General features: G+C 39.7%; 18 protein-coding genes and 1 pseudogene. 12 read left to right on the forward strand and 7 right to left on the reverse strand.

The features are described from left to right. Nucleotides 1–67: 67 nt before the first annotated feature. A complete protein-coding gene (gene nudC, locus R9C00_15115) occupies nt 68–904 on the reverse strand; it encodes an NAD(+) diphosphatase (GenBank protein WPO33032.1) in 837 nt (278 codons plus the stop codon). 319 nt (nt 905–1,223) lie between these two features. Between nudC and R9C00_15120 the strand changes: the two genes are divergently transcribed. The 3 genes from R9C00_15120 (at nt 1,224) to R9C00_15130 (ending at nt 2,724) form a co-directional block, all read left to right on the forward strand. After that, nucleotides 1,224–1,697 carry a sigma-70 family RNA polymerase sigma factor gene (locus tag R9C00_15120; GenBank protein WPO33033.1) on the forward strand — a complete coding sequence of 158 codons (474 nt, stop codon included), beginning with the start codon at nt 1,224–1,226 and terminating at the stop codon, nt 1,695–1,697. Nucleotides 1,698–1,728: 31 nt separating this feature from the next. Further along, entirely contained in the window at nt 1,729–2,370 is a 642-nt protein-coding gene (locus tag R9C00_15125; protein WPO33034.1) for a hypothetical protein, read from the forward strand. 138 nt (nt 2,371–2,508) lie between these two features. After that, nucleotides 2,509–2,724, forward strand: a complete 216-nt coding sequence (locus R9C00_15130) for a hypothetical protein (protein ID WPO33035.1) — start codon at nt 2,509–2,511, stop codon at nt 2,722–2,724. An 87-nt stretch (nt 2,725–2,811) separates the two neighbouring features. Here R9C00_15130 and R9C00_15135 read toward each other — a convergent pair whose 3' ends face one another. The 3 genes from R9C00_15135 to R9C00_15145 form a co-directional block, all read right to left on the reverse strand. After that, nucleotides 2,812–4,320 (reverse strand): hypothetical protein, encoded by a 1,509-nt coding sequence (locus tag R9C00_15135; GenBank protein ID WPO33036.1) that lies wholly within the window; start codon nt 4,318–4,320, stop codon nt 2,812–2,814. A 172-nt stretch (nt 4,321–4,492) separates the two neighbouring features. Then, complete coding sequence (locus tag R9C00_15140) at nt 4,493–4,861, reverse strand: DoxX family protein (GenBank protein WPO33037.1); 369 nt, start codon at nt 4,859–4,861, stop codon at nt 4,493–4,495. 237 nt (nt 4,862–5,098) lie between these two features. Further along, entirely contained in the window at nt 5,099–7,534 is a 2,436-nt protein-coding gene (locus tag R9C00_15145; protein ID WPO33038.1) for a hypothetical protein, read from the reverse strand. Between the two features lie 323 nt (nt 7,535–7,857). On the opposite strand from R9C00_15145, the gene R9C00_15150 reads away from it, so the two are divergent. The 6 genes and pseudogenes from R9C00_15150 (at nt 7,858) to R9C00_15175 (ending at nt 19,240) form a co-directional block, all read left to right on the forward strand. After that, entirely contained in the window at nt 7,858–9,240 is a 1,383-nt protein-coding gene (locus R9C00_15150; GenBank protein WPO33039.1) for a BamA/TamA family outer membrane protein, read from the forward strand. 80 nt (nt 9,241–9,320) lie between these two features. After that, on the forward strand, nt 9,321–9,830 hold the full coding sequence (locus R9C00_15155) for a hypothetical protein (protein WPO33040.1): 510 nt from the start codon (nt 9,321–9,323) through the stop codon (nt 9,828–9,830). Between the two features lie 111 nt (nt 9,831–9,941). Continuing rightward, nucleotides 9,942–11,258, forward strand: coding sequence for a UDP-N-acetylglucosamine 1-carboxyvinyltransferase (gene murA, locus R9C00_15160; protein WPO33041.1), 1,317 nt, complete (start codon nt 9,942–9,944; stop codon nt 11,256–11,258). Nucleotides 11,259–11,568: 310 nt separating this feature from the next. Further along, complete coding sequence (locus tag R9C00_15165; GenBank protein WPO33042.1) at nt 11,569–17,421, forward strand: tetratricopeptide repeat protein; 5,853 nt, start codon at nt 11,569–11,571, stop codon at nt 17,419–17,421. 53 nt (nt 17,422–17,474) lie between these two features. Next, nucleotides 17,475–18,170: an SDR family oxidoreductase gene (locus tag R9C00_15170; GenBank protein ID WPO33043.1), complete on the forward strand. Its 696-nt coding sequence runs from the start codon at nt 17,475–17,477 to the stop codon at nt 18,168–18,170. A gap of 227 nt (nt 18,171–18,397) precedes the next feature. Further along, nucleotides 18,398–19,240 (forward strand): annotated as a pseudogene (locus R9C00_15175) (IS3 family transposase). Here R9C00_15175 and R9C00_15180 read toward each other — a convergent pair. Continuing rightward, complete coding sequence (locus R9C00_15180) at nt 19,235–20,314, reverse strand: transposase (protein ID WPO33044.1); 1,080 nt, start codon at nt 20,312–20,314, stop codon at nt 19,235–19,237. The pseudogene R9C00_15175 and the gene R9C00_15180 sit on opposite strands and share 6 nt — an antisense overlap. A gap of 270 nt (nt 20,315–20,584) precedes the next feature. Here R9C00_15180 and R9C00_15185 point away from each other — a divergent pair, with 270 nt between their 5' ends. The 3 genes from R9C00_15185 (at nt 20,585) to R9C00_15195 (ending at nt 22,215) form a co-directional block, all read left to right on the forward strand. Next, nucleotides 20,585–20,935, forward strand: a complete 351-nt coding sequence (locus R9C00_15185; GenBank protein ID WPO33045.1) for a transposase — start codon at nt 20,585–20,587, stop codon at nt 20,933–20,935. Nucleotides 20,936–21,033: 98 nt separating this feature from the next. Beyond that, entirely contained in the window at nt 21,034–21,471 is a 438-nt protein-coding gene (locus tag R9C00_15190) for a transposase (protein WPO33046.1), read from the forward strand. A gap of 3 nt (nt 21,472–21,474) precedes the next feature. Further along, nucleotides 21,475–22,215, forward strand: a complete 741-nt coding sequence (locus tag R9C00_15195; protein WPO33047.1) for an IS3 family transposase — start codon at nt 21,475–21,477, stop codon at nt 22,213–22,215. Here R9C00_15195 and R9C00_15200 read toward each other — a convergent pair whose 3' ends face one another. Next, entirely contained in the window at nt 22,216–22,524 is a 309-nt protein-coding gene (locus R9C00_15200) for a hypothetical protein (protein ID WPO33048.1), read from the reverse strand. Nucleotides 22,525–22,679: 155 nt separating this feature from the next. Then, nucleotides 22,680–23,114 carry a helix-turn-helix domain-containing protein gene (locus R9C00_15205; protein ID WPO33049.1) on the reverse strand — a complete coding sequence of 145 codons (435 nt, stop codon included), beginning with the start codon at nt 23,112–23,114 and terminating at the stop codon, nt 22,680–22,682. Between the last annotated feature and the right edge of the window lie 205 nt (nt 23,115–23,319).

The raw sequence follows: 23,319 nt of genomic DNA on the forward strand, positions 1-23,319 counted from the left end.
AAAGGGTTTCGAGTGCATGTTGCTGGCTTGGGAACTTAAGAATCTAGCACTTTTTCTTTTTGAGTCCCTATTTTTTCCCATCCAAAAACCATTGGATGAGCTTACCAGCAATGCTAATAGGTGGCGGAACAGGTGGCATATTTTCTGGCGTATACCAATCGGCATCGGTGAGCTCTACTGGATCGACTTTTATTTCACCCGAAGCATATTCGGCAGTAAACCCGAGCATAAGCGAATTAGGAAAGGGCCATGGCTGGCTTCCAAAATACTTTACATTTTTCACCTTGATCCCAACTTCTTCCATCACCTCACGGGCAACGCACTCTTCCAGTGTCTCTCCCATCTCTACAAAACCTGCCAACACACTGTAAAACCTTCGGTTAAATCTATTGGCATGTGCTAGTAAAATCTGATTTCCTCTGGTAATGGCCACTATAATGGCTGGGTAAATAGAAGGGTAATGCACGCTTCCGCACTTAGGGCATTCTTTGGCAACTTCATCTTCCTTGCGCCTAGTTCTAGTACCACACTTCCCGCAAAACTTATGCCTTCCAGCCCAAAAGAGCATATGGTTAGCCCTTCCGCAAAGCAACGCCGACTCATCGGGGATTTTCCCAAAAAGCTCACGAATAGGCAGAAATGCCCAATTACTCGGAATTTCTTCTGAAGCTTCATGAAGCTCTACCACATAGCAGTTCGACTCATTGAGCAGACCGAGATATTCTTCGTTTATTATTTCCTGTTTTATCTTTTCGAATTTGTCCCTAGAAAAAAGCACCCTTGGCTGTTTTTTTACTTCCTCAACCAAAAGTTTTCCTTGGAAAAAGACAAAATAGAGATCGGGTAAGCCTACAGTAGGGTTAGCGCCAGGAGTAAAGCTGAATGGAGAAGTTAGAATGCCCATTGTTAGAATGTTTCTTAATTTTCTGCGAAAATAGCTGCTTAATGCAAATAGCGGAAATTACTCACGTATTTTCTGTAAGAAGATTTTAATCCCTCAGAAGTAACAGCATGCTAGAAAAATGGCTCACAACCTACCTAAACAAATGTACAATGTCCTCCAGTCCTTCAAAGCCCTTATCTTCTAGGCTTTGAAAGGTTCAAAAAAAACTGGCATGTGAATAACACCATTAATTCCTACCCAAAAATTCTGTTTTTTTTTTCGATACCCTGTAATAATCCTTTAGCTTCTGCCACTAACCTCTAAAAAAACAGAGATTCACTTGAGCAGCGATTTTTATACTTCTTCCATTTTACCCTTTGCCGGCATCATCATCAAAATCTGTAGGGCTTATACCAATTCTCAAGAAGATTTTGAAGATTACTACCAGGAAGTTTGTCTACAAATTTGGCGCAGCAGGGAGAATTTCAGCCAACAGTCAGAATGGTCTACTTGGATATATCGGCTAACCCTAAATGTGTGCCTCACTTTGCTAAAGAAAAAGAAAGGGCAACACTTTGCTTCCGATTATATCCCTGAGCTGTCGGTGGAAAACCATGCTTTCAAAAGCGAGGCATTGAACCAATTATACAACGCCATTAGGCAACTTTCGGAAGTGGACAGGGCGGTGATTTTACTCTATTTGGAGGAAAAATCGTATCAGGAAATTGCCGAAATCATAGGAACAAACCCAAACAACATAGGCGTGAGAATTTCAAGAATCAAAGAACGCCTAAAGAAAATATTGACCGCATAACCTTTATTCATTTCACAAAAAAGAAAACAATATGGACAATTCGATAGAAAACACCTGGAAAGACGGCTTTTTGAATGACGATGCCATGATAGCTCCCAAAATAAATAATTTGTACACACAGAAATCGAAAAATATCATAGATAAGCTCATAAAGATGTTTAAACTCAATTTCCTGTTTATAATAGGGCTTGGGCTTTTTTTCTTTGCATGGTCAGTTTTTGCAGGTACTATTTGGGTTGGTTTGTTTATGCTCCTGATCTTTATCGGCTTAGCCATGTATTCTAAAAAGCAATTTGATAGAATGGAAAACATTGAAAAAAACCTTAGCACTTATCAGTATTTGAAAGCTTTTGATAATTGGTTACAAGAAGCCATTGCAAGTTTTACACAAATATTTCGCTTTTTCTACCCCTTGATCTTCATATCGTTTATGGTAGGCTTTCGGTTTTCTACTTACGGTGAACAGGTGATGGAAAAGTTGGCCACTAAATTCCCTGACCTCCAACTAGTTTGGGGCTTTCCCCTCTACCCTTCCTTGGCTGTGCTTTTTATCGCTCTAATAATTGGAATCTTTGCTGGCCCGCTATATAGGCTTGACCTTAACCTTATGTACAAAAACTCTTTCAAAAAACTCAAAGAAATCATCACTGATATGGAAGAACTTAGAAAGTAACTAAATATCAATACTTTACATCATTCCCAATGTTAATTTTTAGCTTATCCCTCAAAACTTAACATTGGAATTTGATTCATTTAGTAACATTAGGTTAGCTTTGGGGAAATATTTAATTAACAAAAAATCCTAATTACCATGAAAAAAGCGAAGTTGAAAAAGAAGTTAAAGAAAGCTGAAAAACAATTGAAAGCCTCTAAAAAGCAACTTGCCAAATCAATAGCAAAGTTTAAAAAAGCGAAAAAGAAAGGTAAGAAGAAAGAATTGGCTAAAGCCAAAAAGAGTGTAAACAAGCAAAAAGCTGTTTTCAAAAGCTCAAAATCTGACTTCAAAGCACTCAAAAAAGTAGCTTAAAAAAACCAGGCTTTTAAAGCCTGGTACAATAAAAAAGGGGAAGCCGCTAAGCAGCTTCCCCTTTTTTGTCTCAAACGCAAATCAAGTTTATCTATGAAACCCGTTCCAAGTACCAGATGGTTTGTTTGAACCAGTATAGCCCCAAGTACCCGTAAATTTATTTTCCCCCTTTTTCATTTCAAATTGAAACCACCCACGGGTGTTTTTTTGTATCCATGTCCCTGTTAGGGAATATGAATCACCAGACTCACTTGCTTTTCCCATCATCTTACCACCCTCATGGTTGTACTCACCTTCTACTTTTCCATTGTCAACACGGATTTGGGTAAAAATCATGTCCTCTCCCCATGTTGTCTGCCAATCGCCTGCCCACACCGAAGCTGGGCTTGAAGGCGATTCGGGAGAGACTGGGTACACAACATCGTTTCCTATAACCTCATTTACCACACTTGGTCTGTTGGGGTTCTTGGTATATTTGTTATAAAGTGCCATCATCTCAGAAATATTCAACTTCCGTTCATACACCACAACATCATCGGCATATCCGTTTAAAATCGCACCCCAACCATAATTATAGAACTTGACCCCATCTGTGCCAACACCATATTTTTTAAAAAACTCTATAAATCTGTTTGAAAGATGGATATCATCGTAACGTTTTCCATTTATTACTAAGTAAATCCTTTTCGAGTAAAAATCTGTGCTAATAATGAAACTGTTCCATTGATCATATTCAAAGGGTACTTCAGACAAATAGTAATTATCATCAGAATATTCATAATCCTCGGGAGCCAACTTTCCATACAAATGGGCATTGAACATTAATTCGTCATCAAAAAGGCTAAATTCAAACTTTCTGTATCCCAGACCCAGCACAAATTTTCTTCGCTCCTCAGACTTGGAGACTTTTACATTTGCATGAACTGTGAACCCGTTTGGAAAGCCTTTTTCGCCATAGTCGAATGCTTGATAAGAACCACTTGTTCTGTTACTATCATACACACCATCAGCATAAAAAGCTCCATCTACTACTTTTGCCGTACCATGAAGCCTGAACTCTTTCCGTTGACCGGTCTCATCTGCTAGTCCGTTGTCAAAGCGGTAAATCGCATTCAGCCCTTTATTTAGGTCTACCGGTCCATTATCAGCCAACGGTTTGAGCCTAGACTGCTCAGGAATCGCCATCCTAAATGCTATGTTGTGCTTTTTTAAGGTATTATATACCCAAATTCTCTTATGATTATAGCCTCCTAATTTAGCCCCACTTTCCTCAGAGCTTTCCAAAACTTTTCCATCTTGGATAAGAACAATTGAAGATAGGTCATACGGCTTCCCTTGCATCATTTTACTAGCCGAATTTACATCAAAGGCAGAAACGTAAACCCCTTCTAAATCGTCTAATGACTCTCTAAACATTTGAGATGAAAATGACCCGACATCGCAGCCCAATGACATATAAACCAAGACAGTCTTTCCCTTGAGCTTAGTCTCCCAATTGGTTGGAGAAAGTTCGAGTATGGGGGCAGCATTTAACCCAATTGCAAAAAACAGGGATAGTAACGTGAGGGATAATCGAAGATGTGTAAGTGCCTTCATTCTAGATTGTTTATCGTTTATGATTCATAAAAATGTTATGGTTATAAAACGATAATTCAGAATGATATTTCAGGAAAGCGATAAATCTGCGAAGAAAAAAGCCCTAAAGCAAAAGAGAGAGACTCCTTCCTAGGAACCTCTCTCTCTTTTTTATACTTTTTTCGAAGTGGGTTTATGTGATAGATGGAGTAAATACTTTTCTATCGAAGAAATAAGAAGCCGCCAGTAATACCAACGCCATAGCCGCCCCGTAAAACTCACCATCGTTCACTTTGAGATGAGCAATTAACGCTAGAGTGAAATTGATTAAAAAACCTACATACGCTAGATTCTTCAGAAGAGCAGATTTTTTTGTGAGAATAGCTGTTATCCCCAATAACTTGGCAATAGCCAAAGGGTAAACCAATGCTGCTGGATAGCCAAGCCTTTCGAAAGTTGCACTTACTTCAACATTGTTGAAAAAGTACATGCCCGCCGACATAAGCATCATAGCAGATAGCAAGCCCGTCGCTATCCAGTAAATAATTTTGTTCACGTTCATTTTAATAAAATTTAAAACAATTAATTTTTTTAGAGCCTTAAAAAATTGACCACTAATAAAGAAAACAGGTCAGCCTAAATTTAGTTCAATGTATATACATATATTGTATAAAAACATTAAAGCTAAGCACTTTTTAAGTAAAAAACACAGTATTATAAAGTTACTACGATTATGTATATAAAAAAAGAGACATCCCGAAGGAAGCCTCTTATACTGTTCAGTTATAAAATGAAGTAATTAACCCATAATCACTTCAACAGAATGTTCCGTTCCAGCTTCAAAAATTGGAACTATGTTCCCTTCAACAGGATTGCCATCTACTATCATCTGCTTCACTCCTTTGCTTATATGGTCAGGGTTTTTCACCTCTATGTTGTAAGTAGCCCCACGGAATTCACGCTTCATTTTGAAGCCATCCCATTTTGTAGGAATACATGGGTTAACCAAAAGCCCTTTGTAATCTGGCTTCACGCCAAGGATATACTGAGTAACTGTATAGAAGTTCCACGCTGCTGTTCCAGAAAGCCACGAATTTTTACCCTCACCCGGTTTAAACGCATCTTTACCCGCAATCATCTGGCAATATACATACGGTTCTACTTTATGCAGATCAGAGATATCTTCAAGGTAAGCAGGGCAAATCTTCTGGAAATAATCCCAAGCCTGATCGCCTCTGCCAAGAACCGTTTCGCCAATCATTACCCAAGGGTTGTTGTGGCAGAAAATACCCGCATTTTCCTTGTAGCCTGCAGGGTAGGTAGAAATCTCACCGTACTCTATGTAATACTTGGTGAAGGCAGGGTTGTTCAATACTATTCCGTACTCACAATCGAGGCGTTCTTTCACAGAGTCGAGTGATTTTTTGACCATGCCTTCTTCAAGTCCGATCTCCGCCATGGTACACCAGCCTTGCGACTCAATAAAGATTTTTGCCTCTTCATTTTCGTTGCTTCCCACTTTCTTTCCGAAATAATCGTAGGCACGCAAGTACCACTCACCATCCCAGCCGTGAGCTTTCACCGCTTCTATCATGTTATCCACATGCTTTTGAGCTTCGGCAGCTTCTTCGTCTTTTCCTATTTGCTTACAAAGGGTAATGTAATCTTTTCCATACACCACAAACAAACCGGCAATCATCACCGACTCGGCAGTATCTCCTTTTTTATTTCCAGTAGTTTGGAACGATTCATTCGGATCGTCAGAAAAACAGTTCAAGTTCAGGCAGTCGTTCCAGTCGGCACGACCGATAAGCGGAAGCCCATGAGGACCTAAGTTATTTACCACATGGTAGAAAGAAACTTTTAGGTGGTCGAAATGTGTCTTCGCACGAGATTCATCATTGTCGAAAGGCACCATCTCATCGAGCAGACTGAAATCGCCCGTTTCTTTAATATACTCCGTGGTAGAAAGAATCAACCACATAGGGTCATCGTTGAAGTCCCCTCCTATTGCCGCATTTCCCCTTTTGGTAAGTGGCTGGTATTGGTGGTAGCAAGACCCATCTTCAAATTGGGTAGAAGCAATGTCAAAAATCCTTTCCCGAGCTCTTTCTGGAATCTGGTGCACGAAGCCAATTAAATCTTGGTTGCTATCGCGGAAGCCCATTCCACGCCCTATCCCCGACTCAAAGAATGATGCCGAACGAGACATGTTAAATGTTACCATGCATTGATACTGGTTCCAGATATTCACCATCCTATCCAGCTTTTCGTCGCCAGACTCGATGCTAACCTTGCTCAATAGGTTGTCCCAATACGCTTTCAATTCTTCAAGAGCGGCATCCACTTTTTCAGCGGTATCGAAACGAGCCATCATTTCTTTTGCCTTCTTCTTGTTGATCACGCCCTTGCTTTCCCACTTATCATCTGCTTCATTTTCCACATAGCCCAGTTGGAAAACAAGATCTTTGCTTTCACCCGGTTGCAGCTCTATTTCTATGTAGTGAGAAGCAATAGGAGACCATCCGTGGGCTTCCGTATTTTTTGGAGCTCCCTCTACTACTACCTGCGGATTTCCAAAACTATTGTACAACCCAATAAATGACTCCCTGTCGGTATCGTAGCCTTGAATAGGGACATTTACATTGTGAAATGCATAGTGATTCCTACGCTCTTTGTACTCCGTTTTGTGGTAAATAGTAGAGCCTTCAATTTCCACTTCGCCTGTAGAAAAATTTCGTTGGAAATTAGCCATATCATCTTCCGCATTCCAAAGCGCCCATTCTACAAAGGAGAAAAGCTTCAAGCTTTTTACCTCTCCCGTTGTGTTTTTAAGAGTTACTTTTCTCAGTTCTCCCCAAAACTTCAATGGAATAAAGGTCAAAACCTCAGCCTCAACTCCATCTTTCACACCCTTAATGTTAGTATAACTCAAACCATGGCGGCACTCGTAGCTATCGAGCTCCGTTTTGCATGGTTTCCAGCCCGGATTCCAAATAGTATCCCCATCTTTTATGTAGAAATACCTTCCGCCTTCATCCATCGGGACATTATTGTAGCGGTAACGAGTAAGTCTTCTAAACTTAGCATCTTTGTAAAAAGTATAACCTCCGGCAGTATTAGAGATTAAACCAAAAAAATCTTCATTTCCAAGGTAATTGATCCAAGGCCACGGGGTTTGTGGATTGGTGATCACATACTCTCTTCTTTCGTCATTAAAATGTCCGTACTTCATGTTATAGATTAATAGTTAGATAAATTCATAATCATACCCTCAAACTTCTGTGAAAATATTAAATCTGACACAAAAAATAATTGATGGTCTTTCAAAAGCTGTTTGGAATGCTTACCTCTTCCCATACTAAATTTTCAAAAACGCTAAAAACAGCAGGCTTAAGTCTGTTTTTGAAAGTATGTCGAGCATTAATAAAGACCTCAATAATATGTTTCCATTTTCTTTACTTTTACCGATTTTAAAAGCAAATTACGGTTTCAAGTGTTTTTTAAGAGCCATAAAACATTGTATTCTTATTCTATCTTTTGTTAAAAACTAGCTCAATGCATTCTCAGAAAAAACTACTCAATTATTTTATTTTAGTATTCTTAACCTGCCTTTCGGGGCAACTTTTTGGTCAGCAAGCCGACAGCCTCAGCAGCGAAGAAACCAAGGAAAAGAAAATCAAAAAAGGTTGGACTTTTGGCGCCTTGCCCGCCATCTCTTTCGATACCGATGTAGGATTTCAATACGGGGCACTCGCCAACTTTTACAACTATGGCGATGGCACAAAATACCCCGAATACCTTCAGTCAATTTATATAGAATGGTCCAGGACTACCAAAGGAAGTGGAATTAACCGATTTTATTTCGATTCGGAATACCTTATCCCCAACATTAGGGTGACTGCCGATGTGAGTTACCTCACCGAGAAGGCCATCCAGTTTTTTGGATTTAATGGCTACGATGCCGTGTATAATGCCAACTGGGAAAATGACACACACGCTGACTACAAATCGAGGGTGTTTTACCGCCACGACCGTCGCTTGTTCAGGGCGATGGCAACCTTTCAAGGGAAATTAAAAGCCGATACAGATAAGTTTAGGTGGCTAGCCGGCTTTGCCCACTACAACAACAAAGTTGGCGCTGTGGACATTGATAACCTCAACCGAGGCAAGGACGAAGCCGATAAACTTCCCCCAATTGAAGGCTTGTATGACAAATATGTGAAATGGGGCGTGCTAAGTCCAGAAGAGGCTACAGGTAACAAAACCACTTATCTTAAAGCAGGTTTGGTCTATGACTCCAGAGATTTTGAAGCCTTCCCTACCAAGGGTACTTGGGCGGAAGCTGTTTATTCCTATGCGCCAGGCTTTTTAGGAGATAGCAAGCACGATTACTCCAAACTCACATTGGTGCTGAGGCAGTACTTTTCACTTACTAATTCCAAAAATCTAGTACTAGCCTACCGCTTGGGTTACCAAGGAACTATTACGGGAAAAGTCCCTTTCCACATGCAGCCACACATAGTTCCCACCATCATGACCTCGGCTACTTCACAAGGATTGGGTGGGGCCAGTTCTCTTAGAGGTATTATGAGAAACAGGGTTGTTGGTGACGGTATCGCCCTTTTGAACACCGAGCTTCGTTGGAAATTTTTGAATACACAGGTATTCAACCAAAACCTTTACTTGGGTACAAACCTCTTCGCCGACATGGGGCAAGTAGTGCAAAAAATTGATGTAAACGTTACCCAAGCCGATATGGGCGAGGATAGGTTTGAGGATTACTTTGCCCCCGACACCGAAAAACTCCACGTAAGCACAGGCCTTGGTCTCAAAGTTGGGCTCAATGACAACTTCATCGTTTCTATCGATTATGGAGTAGCCCTAGATGAAAAAGACGGCGACTCAGGATTGTATATTAAGTTGAATTGGTTGTATTAAGAACCAATAGTAATTATCTGAAGACAAGCCCTTTGAGCCTTTCGATTCAAAGAGCTTGTTTTTATGACAAAAGTTCGCTCATGTCATTTATTAATCAAACTTTCATATTTGTTCTTTTGCTGATTTCAATCTCCTGTGAAGCCCCATCAAAAGATAACAAAAAGAGTCTTGCAGGTAGTAAAACCGAGCAAGATGTCGCTATTCAGAAGGTTGGATTATCAAATCAGCTTTTTGATAAAAACACATTTTTTTTGATTAGCCAAATCACAAAAGGAAATGATTACCCCTCTTCGGAAGAAGATACTTCAATATGCATTGGTTGGACTCTCACTGAAGAAGAAATAAACTCAATCATAGTAAGCTCACAAGAGCTCAGCGGTTCTGATTGGCACTATTTGTTCGATCATTTACCTTGCGAAATTTCAGGTAAAATAATTCAACAGCAGAATGAATTTAAGCTATCAATAAATGGAGGATCTTGGTTCACATTAGCCTCAAAAGATACAACTGTATATTTTGGATGCTTTGATAGTTCAACTGACAAGTATTTTCTTTCAACCGTATGGAAAGAAGAATTAGAAGAAAACTAAGGTTTTTAATAATTGAAACACCTTCCCAAAACTCTTTTTGATATATCTGCACAAGCTCCCTACATTTGAGCCGTATTAACCTAGTACCAACGAACAGAACAAACCTAATAAATGGAAAAAGGCAAAGTAATATTTGAAGTAGAGGGCGGTCATGCACTCAAAGGCGAAATAGAACCACAGGGAGCGAAAAACGAATGTTTGCAGATTCTGTGCGCAATTTTACTCACCAAAGAAAAAGTTACGATCCATAATGTTCCCAATATTTTAGATGTGAACAACTTGATCACCCTCTTGGGTGACTTGGGCGTGGAGGTGAACAAACTGGACGAACACACTTACGAGTTCAAAGCCGAAAATGTAGACATCCACTACCTCGAAACCAAAGAATATAAAAAACAGGCTGCATCGCTCCGAGGGTCAATCATGATCTTGGGCCCACTTTTGGCTAGGTTTGGCAAGGCAAAAATCCCTCGCCCAGGCGGGGATAAAATTGGAAGGCGTAGGTTGGATACACACTTTTTAGGTTTCCAAAAACTGGGCGCTCGTTTCGAATACAAAGACGACGATAAATTCTACACCATAGATGCTACTAATTTGCATGGCACGTACATGCTCTTGGACGAGCCTTCGGTAACGGGTACAGCCAATGTGCTGATGGCAGCTGTTTTGGCTAAAGGAACAACCACCATCTACAATGCTGCTTGCGAGCCCTACATCCAGCAGCTTTGCAAAATGCTGATCCGCATGGGGGCTAATATTCAAGGAGCAGGCTCGAACTTGCTTACAATTGAAGGAGTTGGTTACTTGGGCGGAACTAGCCACACCCTCCTACCCGACATGATCGAGATTGGAAGTTTCATTGGCATGGCTGCCATGACCAGCTCGGAAATTACTATCAAAAACGTAAGGCTAGATCAGCTTGGGCTTATCCCTTCTGTTTTCCAAAAACTTGGTATACAAATGGAATTTCGCAACGATGACATTTATATTCCTGCTCAAGAAAATTACACCATCGACACATTTATAGATGGATCGATGCTGACCATAGCCGACGGTCCTTGGCCGCTTTTTACGCCCGACCTCCTCAGTATCATTTTGGTGGTGGCTACGCAAGCAAAAGGCACAGTACTCATTCACCAAAAAATGTTTGAAAGCCGCTTGTTCTTCGTAGACAAACTCATTGACATGGGCGCTCAGATCATCTTATGCGATCCGCACCGAGCCAACGTGGTTGGGCTTAATAAACAGATAAAGCTAAAGGGAATCAACATGAGCTCGCCTGATATCAGGGCTGGGGTTTCTCTGCTCATAGCCGCACTTTCGGCAAAGGGAAAAAGCACCATTTTCAATGCAGAGCAGATTGATCGTGGCTATCAAAATATTGACACGAGACTCAAAGCACTTGGGGCTAAAATAGAACGGGTTTGATATGAACAACAAAACTTAATTACTTGGTCAACCTTAAACCTTATACTAAAGTTTTAAGGTTGACACCAACTCATAACAACTATTCAGACTCTAAATTTCATCCGACCACTACCAATCATTTCAGAGGCGAAAATTCAGAAGTAAAAAAATCATCAATATCAGAATATTTATTCATCCCCTTTCACAAACACTGTTTAAAAGTGTATTTTTTCTATGTTAATTCATAAAAGACTTGGTTTGTTCCATAATAAAGGGTAAAATTATAGGAATATAGATAAATTTAATTCCACAATTAAAGTCTTTAACTAGCATGTCCCAGCGCAAGGATGAAGAAAAGAAATTCCAGTATTCCAAGATTAAAAACATACTTATAGAACTCCCGGGCTTCCGTTACTTTCACAGCCCATCTGCAGTTGGTAAGGTAGATGATCGTTTCATTGGCAGGGAAGCTATCATAAAAAAGTTAAGATCAATTCTCTTAAATGCAGATACTAAATCTGGTGCATACTTAGTTGCAGGATTCAGGGGCATGGGTAAGACCAGTTTTGTGAACCATGTGTTGGACAGCATAAATAATACCTATTTTAGAAAATCTTTCAGAGCCAGAATACCACTAATAGCTATTCCCATGATTATTTATGGGTTTGCTGAGGTTGATTTATTCAATTTTTATGGAGAACCTGAATTCCCTAGTTCCCTACAAAACATTTTATATCTTTTATCGCTACTCACATATATTATTATTTTATTACCCTTCTTGTATTTCATTTATCTTAAAGATGAAATAAAGAAAAAAGCGCAAGGTTTTAAAAAGCTTTGGTTTAAAAAAATTCAAATATCATGGAATAAAACCTTACTAAGCAGGGCTTATCGTTACTGCTATGCGCTTTCATTGATATATTTATTTGAGATCGGTCATGTTAAATTATTGTATCTGATTTATTTGGTGTTTTTTGGCTTGGCGTTACTCATATACAACTTTAAAAATTACCGTAATAACTTCAATAGAAATGAGAAGTGGAAAATCAAAATTTCTTCTTTTACACAACTTTTCTATTTTCTTTTAAATATAGCATTCATAACAATATGTGGATACATACTGCACAGATTGTACTCGGTTGAATTGAAAGATAAGAACGTCCATTTACCTGTGATAGTAACTCTTGATTTTCTAATAACAAAATACGTTTACTCTCACCTGGAAAATCTTAGCTATAAGAGGCGTGGGCAGATGCCTGTTTTTAAAGAATTTGTAGATAACCTAGGAAAAAAAATTAGGAGTAGCCAAAAGATATTCATCAAACTCAATCTTGGTAGAAGCGGTATGGAAGAAGGAAGAGTTTTGACTTTAATTCATAAAGCTGTTCTAGCCGAGTATAGGAAAATAAATCTCCCCTTTCTATCAATGTTTCGCACCAAAGGACAGTTGATTATTTTTTTAACTGTCATTTTATCTGCCTATATTTTTTATTCATCAGAGCGTATGTCGTATATGCTAGAAGAGGACATTAGGAATGCTCACTTGGTTGAGTTTTTCCCAAGTCAAGCGTTTTTGAAAGACTCAGTGGTGATGGTAGATCCAGTGGTATTTAAAAATTTAGATATATTCAATAGTTGCTGCTATTCAATCACTAAGGGAGACTCAGTAACGTATACTCATATAGATGGCTTCATTCACCGCTACGATTCACCCCAGCTTGCTTCTGCTGAAAATAATGGATGGAAATCACATGCTACTGCCTCCCTAAGACTTGTAGATTATACGATTTTCTCCGTTAACAATTGGTTCTATCATTTCACAAAAAACATTCTAAACATCATCATACCATTTTCAAAAAAAAATAATCCTTGGGCTCTAACACTCCCAGTTCTAGACTACATTTATTTGTTTATCGTATTCCTATTTTGGATATTCCTTGTTGCCTTTACAAAACTTTTAACAAGTTTTGGAGGTGTAGTGACACATAGAAATATTTATAATCGCCTCAGAAGGTTGGATGAAATGATAGAGGCACAAGTGTCAAAAGAACATACTTCTGAATTAGGACCTAAAGGGAAAGGAATTGGAATTTTCAGAATTGGTATAAAAAAACAGTCTAGGTACCGGGTCAAAGGTAGTAGAGATATCGAATCTGAACTCATTGAAATCTTTGAAGATATGCAACGTGTTCCCAAGTTTTTTGGACGACCAGAGTTTGTTTTCATTTTTGATGAGCTAGACAAGGTACAACCAAGTTACACAGATGTAGAAAGGAATAACAAAGAGAAATTCGAATACGAGGACGAAAGAGGCAGCCTTTTTACAATAGAAAATTCCAGAAAAAGACAAGAGATGATTGCCAAACTACTCTCAGGAATGAAGCAGTTCTTCACTACTGCCATGGCAAAGTTTATTTTCATTTCTGGACATGAAATGTACGATGCGGCACTTGCGGACACTTCTGACAGAGAATCTTTCATTGGGAGCATATTCCATGATGTAATATACGTTGATAGCTTTTACTCCGATGAAAAAGAGGAACAAAGTTCTGATATTACTGCTCTCACTGAAAAGTATGTTTGCAGGATTTTATTAAATGAGACAGGTTATACAGATGCTAGCCTAGAAGGGGTCTCCGCTTATTTTAAAGAGCATGCAAAACGCCTTTTTCATAATACCGAGAATTCTCATTTTCTTGAGAAAAAGAGTGAGACTAACAACTACCATCAACGACTGATCTTGTCTAAAACCATGATGAGCCTGCAATTCTTCATCGTATATCTGGCCTACAGAAGCAACGGTGCCCCAAAAAAAATGACAAAGCTTTTTGAGAATCATATAGAAGAATGCAAAGCGGATGACCAAAAGTTGACAAATCCCAATTATCTTGTTGTAGGTACTATTACTAAGCCAAGCTTCTACTTAAATCTAGATTTCAAAGCTCAGTACAAACATGGTCTTACGACTAGGCTTTTCCATCCCTTCATGTTAGCTAAAGGACGTTATGTTACTCACTTGAGTGATAAGCTTTTGGTCTCAACTTCCTTTCTAATAGACCACCTTTATAAGTATCATAAGTATGGCTTCTCATGGAAAAATATTGAACATTCACCCGAAATAATTAGCATTAACAAATCGCCACAGTTGAGAGGGTTTATTGAGGAACTGATCTTCTATTTGTCGAATACCCATCTTAACGAAATTGTCAGTGGTCTTTACAATTTTAAGTTCGATGGGAAAATTCAAGCAGAAATTGAGTATGTGTCGAAGATATCTGAATTGGAAAGTGCTGCATTTAATTTCACTCTAGACGAATCTTTAAAGACCAAGCGATACTTCCTGAGAAAACTCTCGGAACTACGCAAGGTATACAGTGAATTACAACCCTATGGAAAGTACATTCATTCCATAGGGCTAGTGAACATGACACTTGGCGACCTCTATTACTACGACCAAGAGTACGATGTAGCGATATCCTACTACCAAGATGCCATACAAGAATTAAGGTATAAACGAGGCAACAAACCAGACCCTTCTATTTCTATATTATTGATAAACAATATGCTTAAGCTGGGCTTAACTTTTGAGAGAAAAAAAGACTATACCTCTGCTTTGAACACCTATACCGATCTTACAGAAAGTGTTATAGATTTTAGAGCAATCGATGTAAAGAAATATGGTTATAAAGAATTAGTACTTGCAAAACAGGATTTCGAAAAAAACAGCAAGAAAATAGGGACACTTGAAAATGAAGTATTTCGAAAAAACCCTTGGTTATTAAATAGCAATAACAAACTTTCCAAATGGGGTGAACATATATTTACTACAGGTAGAAGTGCCGACATGATAGTTAAAAATGAAAAAATAGAGGGGGAGAAAAAGGATATTTTCCACTCTTTTATCAATAATTTTATTCACACACTACCTTCTATCAATAAAGAAAAGTACTACAACAAGCTAACGGTCTTTGAAAACCTGCGGTTGATGTACCAACCAATCCTCACAAAGCTACAGCTGATTGAAAAACTCTCAGGAATAACAAGGTCGGATTTGAAACGATCAGGGCAAGAGTTCGAATACCTAATCAAGGTTGCCAATAAACAGGAAAAGTTCACAATAACCTCCGAATATTACAACAAAGTTGGTGATCTACTATATTATAAGAATGGCACTTTAATACCTGGCCATAAAAATAATGGTGATAGTAATGTATTACCTAAACCTATTGCTGCAAAGAATGAATATTTTAAAAGCCTACTCATTATTTACCATAGGTATTTATCAAAAAGCGATACTGAACCATCATTGGATTTAGATAATAAACTTAAAAACGAAAAACTTTTTAAAGATGACTTAAGAGTGTACTATAGAAATAGAAATAAGGATTTTCATGCCGATTCATTTGAGTGTGAAAGTCAATTTCATATAATGAAAGTTATATATGAAACTTTTTCTTTAAACAAAAGGCCCTTAGCTGAAATACATATTAATTCAGTTCTAGTTACATTAGCGAATACTCTATCAGATTTGGGAGATACTTTTTTATCTCTTGATAAAGAACAATTTGGACAATGGGATATTGACATGATTTTGAGTGCATTAAAAAAAGAAGGAAATGAATGTCCCATTTCGCTACCAATCCCTGTCAAAATTGATAATAACTATTTGAACTATGCAGTTCTATCCAATATATATGCAGCAACTGTTTATAAGAAAGCGGGGAAACATCAAAAAAGCGCATTTCAATATATAAAGATACTATACGCTATCCATATCTACTTAGCTTCTGAAAAACATAATAATATTAACAATAACCTAAAAAATAAAATATCGGATCATAATAAGTTGCCCGAATTAGTAAACAAACTATTCGAACTTGCGATCAAAGATTATCACTTTTCCACAGAACATTCCTATAGGCTGGAAGAAGAGCGTTATAAAGAAATATTTTCCATCTCACAACAACCTACTAGTGGCATCTCTACTGATTTGGGACGTCTTATGTTTGAATACTCTGCCAATAATGCCGATATCAGAGAATTAGTCATATTATACTGTGCCATTGATGCTCAGCTTACCAAAGATGAGGACACAAGTATAAGATTTCCACTTGACAAGAATATAATTAATGCCTACAATAGCATGGGTAGTATGTATGACAGGATATTAGAACTACTATTAAAGGGCTATGTGAACAAAAAGCATTTCAGATATAACAAAAAACATTATGGGAATCATATTTATATCATAGAAAAGTTCAAAAAATTTCTTGACAATATAAAAATTGACGGGGAGACACTGAGTTATGAACATACTGCCTTAAATTCTTTTTTAGAAGCTAATTTTTTTACACACAACAATAGCCTGATTGAAGAAAAGTTCAAAACCTTTTTGAAATCTATAAAAGTAAGAGGTAAAAATATACATCAACTAAATAGCATCCCCAGGAGTCTTTTACAACAAATAACATCTCCTATTATCCGTTTCAATCCCAGTTGCTTACGCAAAGTATTACTTGATTTACATAAAGCTATCTTCTCCAAATATAATCTAACATTTAAGGGGAAATCGTTTAAGAATATTCAATTTTTTGAATTAGAGAGTTTTAATAAAATCAATCATCCTCCATCAATCAATAATTATTCTAATAAAAAGTATGAATATCTAATATTAGATTCTATTTTTTGTCTGTTTGATGTATTGAACTTTGCAAGCCTTTTTAGTAACCGTTATATAGTTAGGCATTCTGTGTTGGCTCACGCACATAAAGAAATGGGATTTTGGTGTGGACAATTGTGGCATTATGTAAAGGTAATGGATGGCGAAACTGTCAACTCTATAAAAAAAGGAAGTACTAGATTGCGTATGGAAGTAAATCTTGACAAACTTATTGGAAAAAAAGAACTCAAGTACTTAAGCAAATATTACCATTACGAACAAGCTATTTCCCATTACGAAAAAGCTAAGCAGATGCACTCTGCAGGTGAAGCTTATACCCACCAACTGGACAGTATGTATTATCTAGATGATGACTTCAATGACGAACTGAGCCATTTTTTCGCAGCACTTGAACGTTTCAAAATACAATTGGGCATTGTGGATAGTAACATAGAAGAACTACAGAAAGAGCTCGAAAAGAGTGAACTTTACAACCCCAAAAGGTATACTGACTTGAAAGTCTAAAAATAGTATATGTTAAATTTTATAGGCACGTCTATTTTTATCCTCTAATAACTATGAAAAACAAAATAATCCTTCTGACAGGAGCCACCTCAGGAATTGGCAGAAGCCTTGCCAAACAATTAGCAGCCGAAGGGGCAATTTTAGCCCTGTGCGGTCGCTCAGAAGAAAAGATGGCTTCCCTTCTAGAAGAGCTTTCACTACCAAAAGGTCAAATATTCTCTAAATGCTTTTCCATCACTTCCGAGGAAGAAATCATCCGCTTTGTGGAGGAAACAAACCAAGAGCTTGGAAACATCGATACGTTGATCAACTGTGCAGGAGCAAACTCGGCACGGGGGAAGGTAGAAGAAATGAAAACCGAAGATTTGGACTACATGTATGCGCTCAACTTCCGTGCTCCCATGATTTTTATGAGAGAAGCGTATAAAAAAATAAAGGCAGTGGAAAGCGGAACTATCGTCAATATCCTCTCTACCGTCTGCCTTTTTTCCAATGAAGGAATTGGTGCTTATACCGCCACTAAATCGGGGCTAGATTCCCTCACAAAAGTATTTCGCAAGGAAGCCCGCAAAGATGGGGTTAAAGTAATCTCTGTCTATCCTGGCGGTGTCGACACCGACTTCAGAGCCGCTGACCGACCCGAATACCTCAGCCCAGAACCTGTAGCCGAATCGATCGTTTCTATGCTCAAGCTACCTGCCGAGGTGCACGAGCTAGTGCTCAGACCGATGGTGGAGGAAAATTTTTAAACTAACGTGAGGTTTTTGAAAATCGAGGACTACTTTAAAAGATTAGGGAATGAGACCTTTGGTTTATCTTCTTGATAATTGTAGGCGATGAGCGCGCATGTCATGTGCGCGATTGCATTGACAGGGCTTCTGTGCCTGGTATGGTCTATGTCGCATACGGTCATCAAGTGGAATGTCTACATTTATTGGTACGGAAATAAGAGGTCGCAATCACGTATATTGCGATAATTATGAAACAGTACGAAAAGGGATTTAAAACAATGATAGTGGGCCTGCTCGAATCCGGACAACCAGCCAGGCAAGTGGCGGAAGACTACGGTTTGAGTGCGAGCATGATAAGGAGATGGCGAAGGGAGTCGAGGGGCGGAAAGGAAGCCTTCACCGGAAAGGGGGTGGCCTCCCTGACACCCGAGCAAAAGAAGATACAACAATTGGAAAAAGAACTTCGGGAGTCCAGGATGGAGGCCGAGATATTAAAAAAAGCCATCGGCATCTTCTCCCAAAAAGGCGGGACAAATACCGGTTCATAGAGATGAACCGTCACCGGTATCCTGTTGGGAAAATGTTGGGTTGTCTAGGGGTGAGCAAAAACGGGTAAAGTGTGGGTGCCAGATATCACATATATAAGGGTAAATGACGGCTGGTGCTACCTGACCAGTATACTCGACCTTGCCGACAGGAAAGTGGTAGGCTGGTCGCTTTCAAGCGATATGACGGCCGAGAACACGGTGATAGCGGCTTGGGTGAATGCGAGGAAAAACAGGCAGATAAAAGACGGGTTCGTCCTCCATTCGGACAGAGGTGTGCAATACGCCTGCAACAAGACAACAAGTGTTTTTTCTTTCAACAGAAAAATGAAACAGAGCATGTCAAGGAAAGGAGACTGTTGGGACAACGCCGTGGCCGAGAGTTTTTTCAAGAGCATCAAGTACGAGTGGCTCAACAGGTTCGAGTTCACTTCCTACGACGAGGTTTACAGGCAGGTGGCATGGTATATCAACTGGTACAACACCAAAAGGCTCCACGCTAGCCTTGGCTACAAAACACCTAAAGAAAAAGGTTCTTTATGAATTTACTTGAAACTGGTATTTTGCAAATACAAAGTAAATCATCTTGATGAAGTTGTCTTTAGACCGAAACCCTCTAGCAACCCGTTTAATGATTTGAATTTTAGAATTGAGCCCCTCTAAGATACCGTTATTAATCTTAGATTGAGCGTATTGAACAATTCCATCAAAATGGCTTTTAATCGATTTAGTGATCGGATTGGTTTCCATGGTTTCCTGGGCGAGGTCCATAATGAAGCACAGTTGGGCTTTTAGCTCTTGAAATTGATCTTTCCGATAAAAAGTACCTATCCTTTCCATTGATAGTTCAATTTGAGCTTGAAAGCAATAAGCCTTTTCCCCAAGTCGATCTAGATGTTTGTAGAGAAGTTTGATCACATGCCATTTGTCAAAAGTAACCTTAGCCTGTGGAAAACACTGTTTGGCCCCCTTGATGAAGGCAGGGGACATATCAATGGAAATTTCTTCTACTGCTTCTGGATAGGGATGATCTTGCTTAAATCGGGCAACACATTCAGAAGATCTACCTTCGTAACTACCGGGTAGTTGCCAAGTATCTAGATCAAAAAAGCTGGTGATGTATCCATGTCCCTTACGGGTAGAGGTTTCATCATAAGCAATCCTAGAGGCTGTATGCTGACTATAGTAGTCATCTTCAAGATGTTGGGTATAATGATGATAAATATGCTCAACCCGTTGGACTCGAATGCCAAGTGTCCTGGCTACTGCCGTAAAACAATGGTGGATATGCATCAAACGCATGACTTCTTGCTCAAACATAAGTGTGAACCGCGAATAATCTCTAGAAAAGGAAACCTCTGCCTTAGATAGTTTACCGGTATCCCTATCTTTGTATATAGGAAGCTTACAATGGATAAAACAGCGGTATTGAAAAAGCTTTAAGTGTTCCCAGGTACGGTCGTAATAGCTATGAATAGAGCATTTTTTTGGGGTAGCTTCAGGTGGAACCTCTAAATATAGATGTACGGTGTTGCTAGGCTCGTCACGTTCTGCTAGAACTAACTCAAAAGGTGGTAGAACAGGAAGTAAGTCACTAAATTGAGATAGAAAATTCATCGTTTTTTGAATACAAAGATAAGCGTTCAAGTAAATTCATAAAGAGCCAAGAAAAAGAAGCGGAACTTAATTTTATTCAATCAATGGCGGCCTAATCTTTTTGTACCAAATTTTGTTGCAATACCAAAGATATCATTGACCGATTCGATCATCACCCTCTTCATGAGCCTATATCTTTCATGTAAGGGCACCAAGGCGTTCTTCATGTTCTTCCTGTTCCAAACCGCTTTAAAAGTTGGACTGGTTTAGTAGCCTAAAACCAGAAGTAGAATGATAGAAGACTTATTGAAGAACGCCCGCAGGACGGCAAGTGGCAGAAGGGTCCTAAGCTCGGCACAAAAAGCGACGGTTGTTGAGGATTGGGAAGGTTCCGGGCTATCTTGTCCCGAGTACTACCGCAGGTACGGGTTAATCGCCAGCCAACTCTACAAATGGCGTTCGGACGCAAAATCAGGGGCAATCATGGGGATCAAGAATGATGGGGACCTACATTCCAGGTCAGAGCTGGAAATGCTCAGGAGACAGAACGAGGAGCTTAAGAAAGCTTTGGGTGAGGCTACGCTGGACATCAAGATCCTAAAAAAAAAGCTGGAATGGGACGCACAGAGAAACAAGAGGTAGAATCGCTATCCCAACAGTTCCAAGTAAGCATGAACAGGGCCATGTTCCTAACCGCTTAAAAAGTTGGACTGGTTTAGTAGCCTAAAACCAGAACGATAATGATAGACGATCTACTGAAGAATGCCCGCAGGACAGCAAGTGGCAGAAGGGTCCTAAGCTCGGCACAAAAAGCCACCATTGTTGAGGATTGGGAAGGTTCCGGGCTATCTTGCCCCGAGTACTGCCGCAGGTACGGGTTAATCGCCAGCCAACTTTACAAATGGCGTTCAGACGCAAAATCAGAGGCCGTCATGGGAATCAAAAATGATGGGGAACTACATTCCAAGTCCGAGCTGGAGATGCTCAGAAGACAGAACGAAGAACTCAAGAAAGCTTTGGGAGAGGCTACGCTGGATATCAAGATCCTTAAAAAAAGTTGGAATGGGACGCACAGAGAAACAAGAAGTCGAATCGCTATCCCAACAGTTCCAAGTAAGCATGAACAGGACTATCAAGGCACTGGGAGTTGCCAAGTCGACAATATATTACAAGCCTAAATCTTGCGTACTCCCCGCAAGAAGCCCACGCCTGAAGCAGGGGAGGCGATATTGGCTATCACTGGCAGGAAATCGACTTATGGGGTGCCCAGGGTGAGGGCTATACTGAAAAGGGACTATGGGATAGAGCTTTCCAGGTATATGGTGCATAAGTTCATGAAACAGGAGAACCTATTGGTGAAAAGGGGACGCAAGCGAGGGGCGGGCCGCCCGCATACAGGCAAGATAGCAGTAGGCCAGCCCAATACCAGATGGGCAAGTGATATTACTTCCATCAAGTGCTGGAATGGGCAGAAAGTACGCTTTGCGTACGTTTTGGACTGCTGCGACAGGTCCATCATTGCATGGACGGCAGGCATCCATATCCAGGCCTGCGACATCGAGCTGATGCTCCAGGAAGCAATATTTAACCGCTTTGGAGAGGCTCTCCCCGAAAAGGGAAAGCTCCAATTCTTGCATGACAACGGGCCTGAGTATATAGAGAATAACCTAAGAAAGCAGATCGCGTTATGGCATATTGCCGATTGCAGCACACCCCTTTACTCTCCGCAGTCAAATGGCATGTGCGAGGCTTTTAATGGCACTTTCAAAAGAGATTACGTATATGAGAGCTGTCTGGACAATCCTGAAATGATATATAGCCAGATACGGGGATGGATAGATGAATACAACCAATATGCGCCACATTCGGCATTGGATATGAAAACACCGAATGAATTTTATAACTTTAAAACCGCTGCTTAGCTAGTCCAGTTTTAGAACGGAAAGAGCAACATCATACCCTACAATTTTTTTAGAATATGCATCGGTAACCAAGGATAGATACATGGGGTTTTCCCTATTCCCGATGTAGGTGATGTCAGATACCCAAACTTGTTCTGGCCCCTTTATATCAAGGTTTTCTATGAGGTTCTTATGCTTTCTAAATCGATGGTGGGAGTCGGTGGTGATATGGTATCGCCGTTTTGGGACGATAAGCATATGGTTTGCTTTCATGATAGCAAACAGCCTGTCCCTACCTGCCCCAAGTTCTCTGGGCCGGTCTTTAAGCATGTGATATAGTTTTCTTATCCCGGTACGTGGCATCTTCATACGGATTTTTTCTGCCATAGCCACTACTTGTGTGGCTATCTCTTGTTTTTGCTTAATCTTTTTGACGGATCGATAATAGGCCTGTCTATTGGTCCCCAACAGTCTACAGGTCTGGGCTACCCCTTCTTTTTGTTCGATCTTGAATCGATCGACTGTTCGGGCAAAGACTTTTTTCTGATAGGCAGTTTGAATTCTTCTTCGGCCATGTCTATCATCATATCAAAGAAGACAGCTTTCTTATCTGCATGCTCCACTTGCTTCTCAAGCTCCTTCTTTTGCTTTTCAAGAAGCCTGACTTTCTGTTCAAGCTCATAGAGCTTTTGGTCTTTGGGCTTTGGCATCTTCAATGTAGACTTGTTCACCCAGTCAAAGTTACCATATTTTCTCAACCAATTGGTGACCGTAGAGTGGGATTGGATCCCATACTTGCGCGCGGCGGCTTTTATGCCTAATTCTCCGCGCTCAACTTCTGCTACCACGGACAACTTAAAAGCATAGCTGTAATCTTGTTGGGTACGTTTAACATACTCGTTCTCTTGTCTTTTATTCATTACGTTACTTTTTGTGTATCGCTATTTCAGGACGGGACAGAAAGAAAATAAAAAAGTCCCTTGGAAAACCAAGGGGCTTAGCGTGTTATTATATGTTTGTCAAATGGCAATTAGGTAATCCTATAGATCAATTATTTGTAGCAGCTATAACTTGCTCTACTTCACCTTTTGATGCCACTATAGCCTGCTTGGGATTGGAGGGTTC

The sequence above is a fragment of the Flammeovirgaceae bacterium SG7u.111 genome, assembly GCA_034044135.1.
Lineage (GTDB): Bacteria > Bacteroidota > Bacteroidia > Cytophagales > Flammeovirgaceae.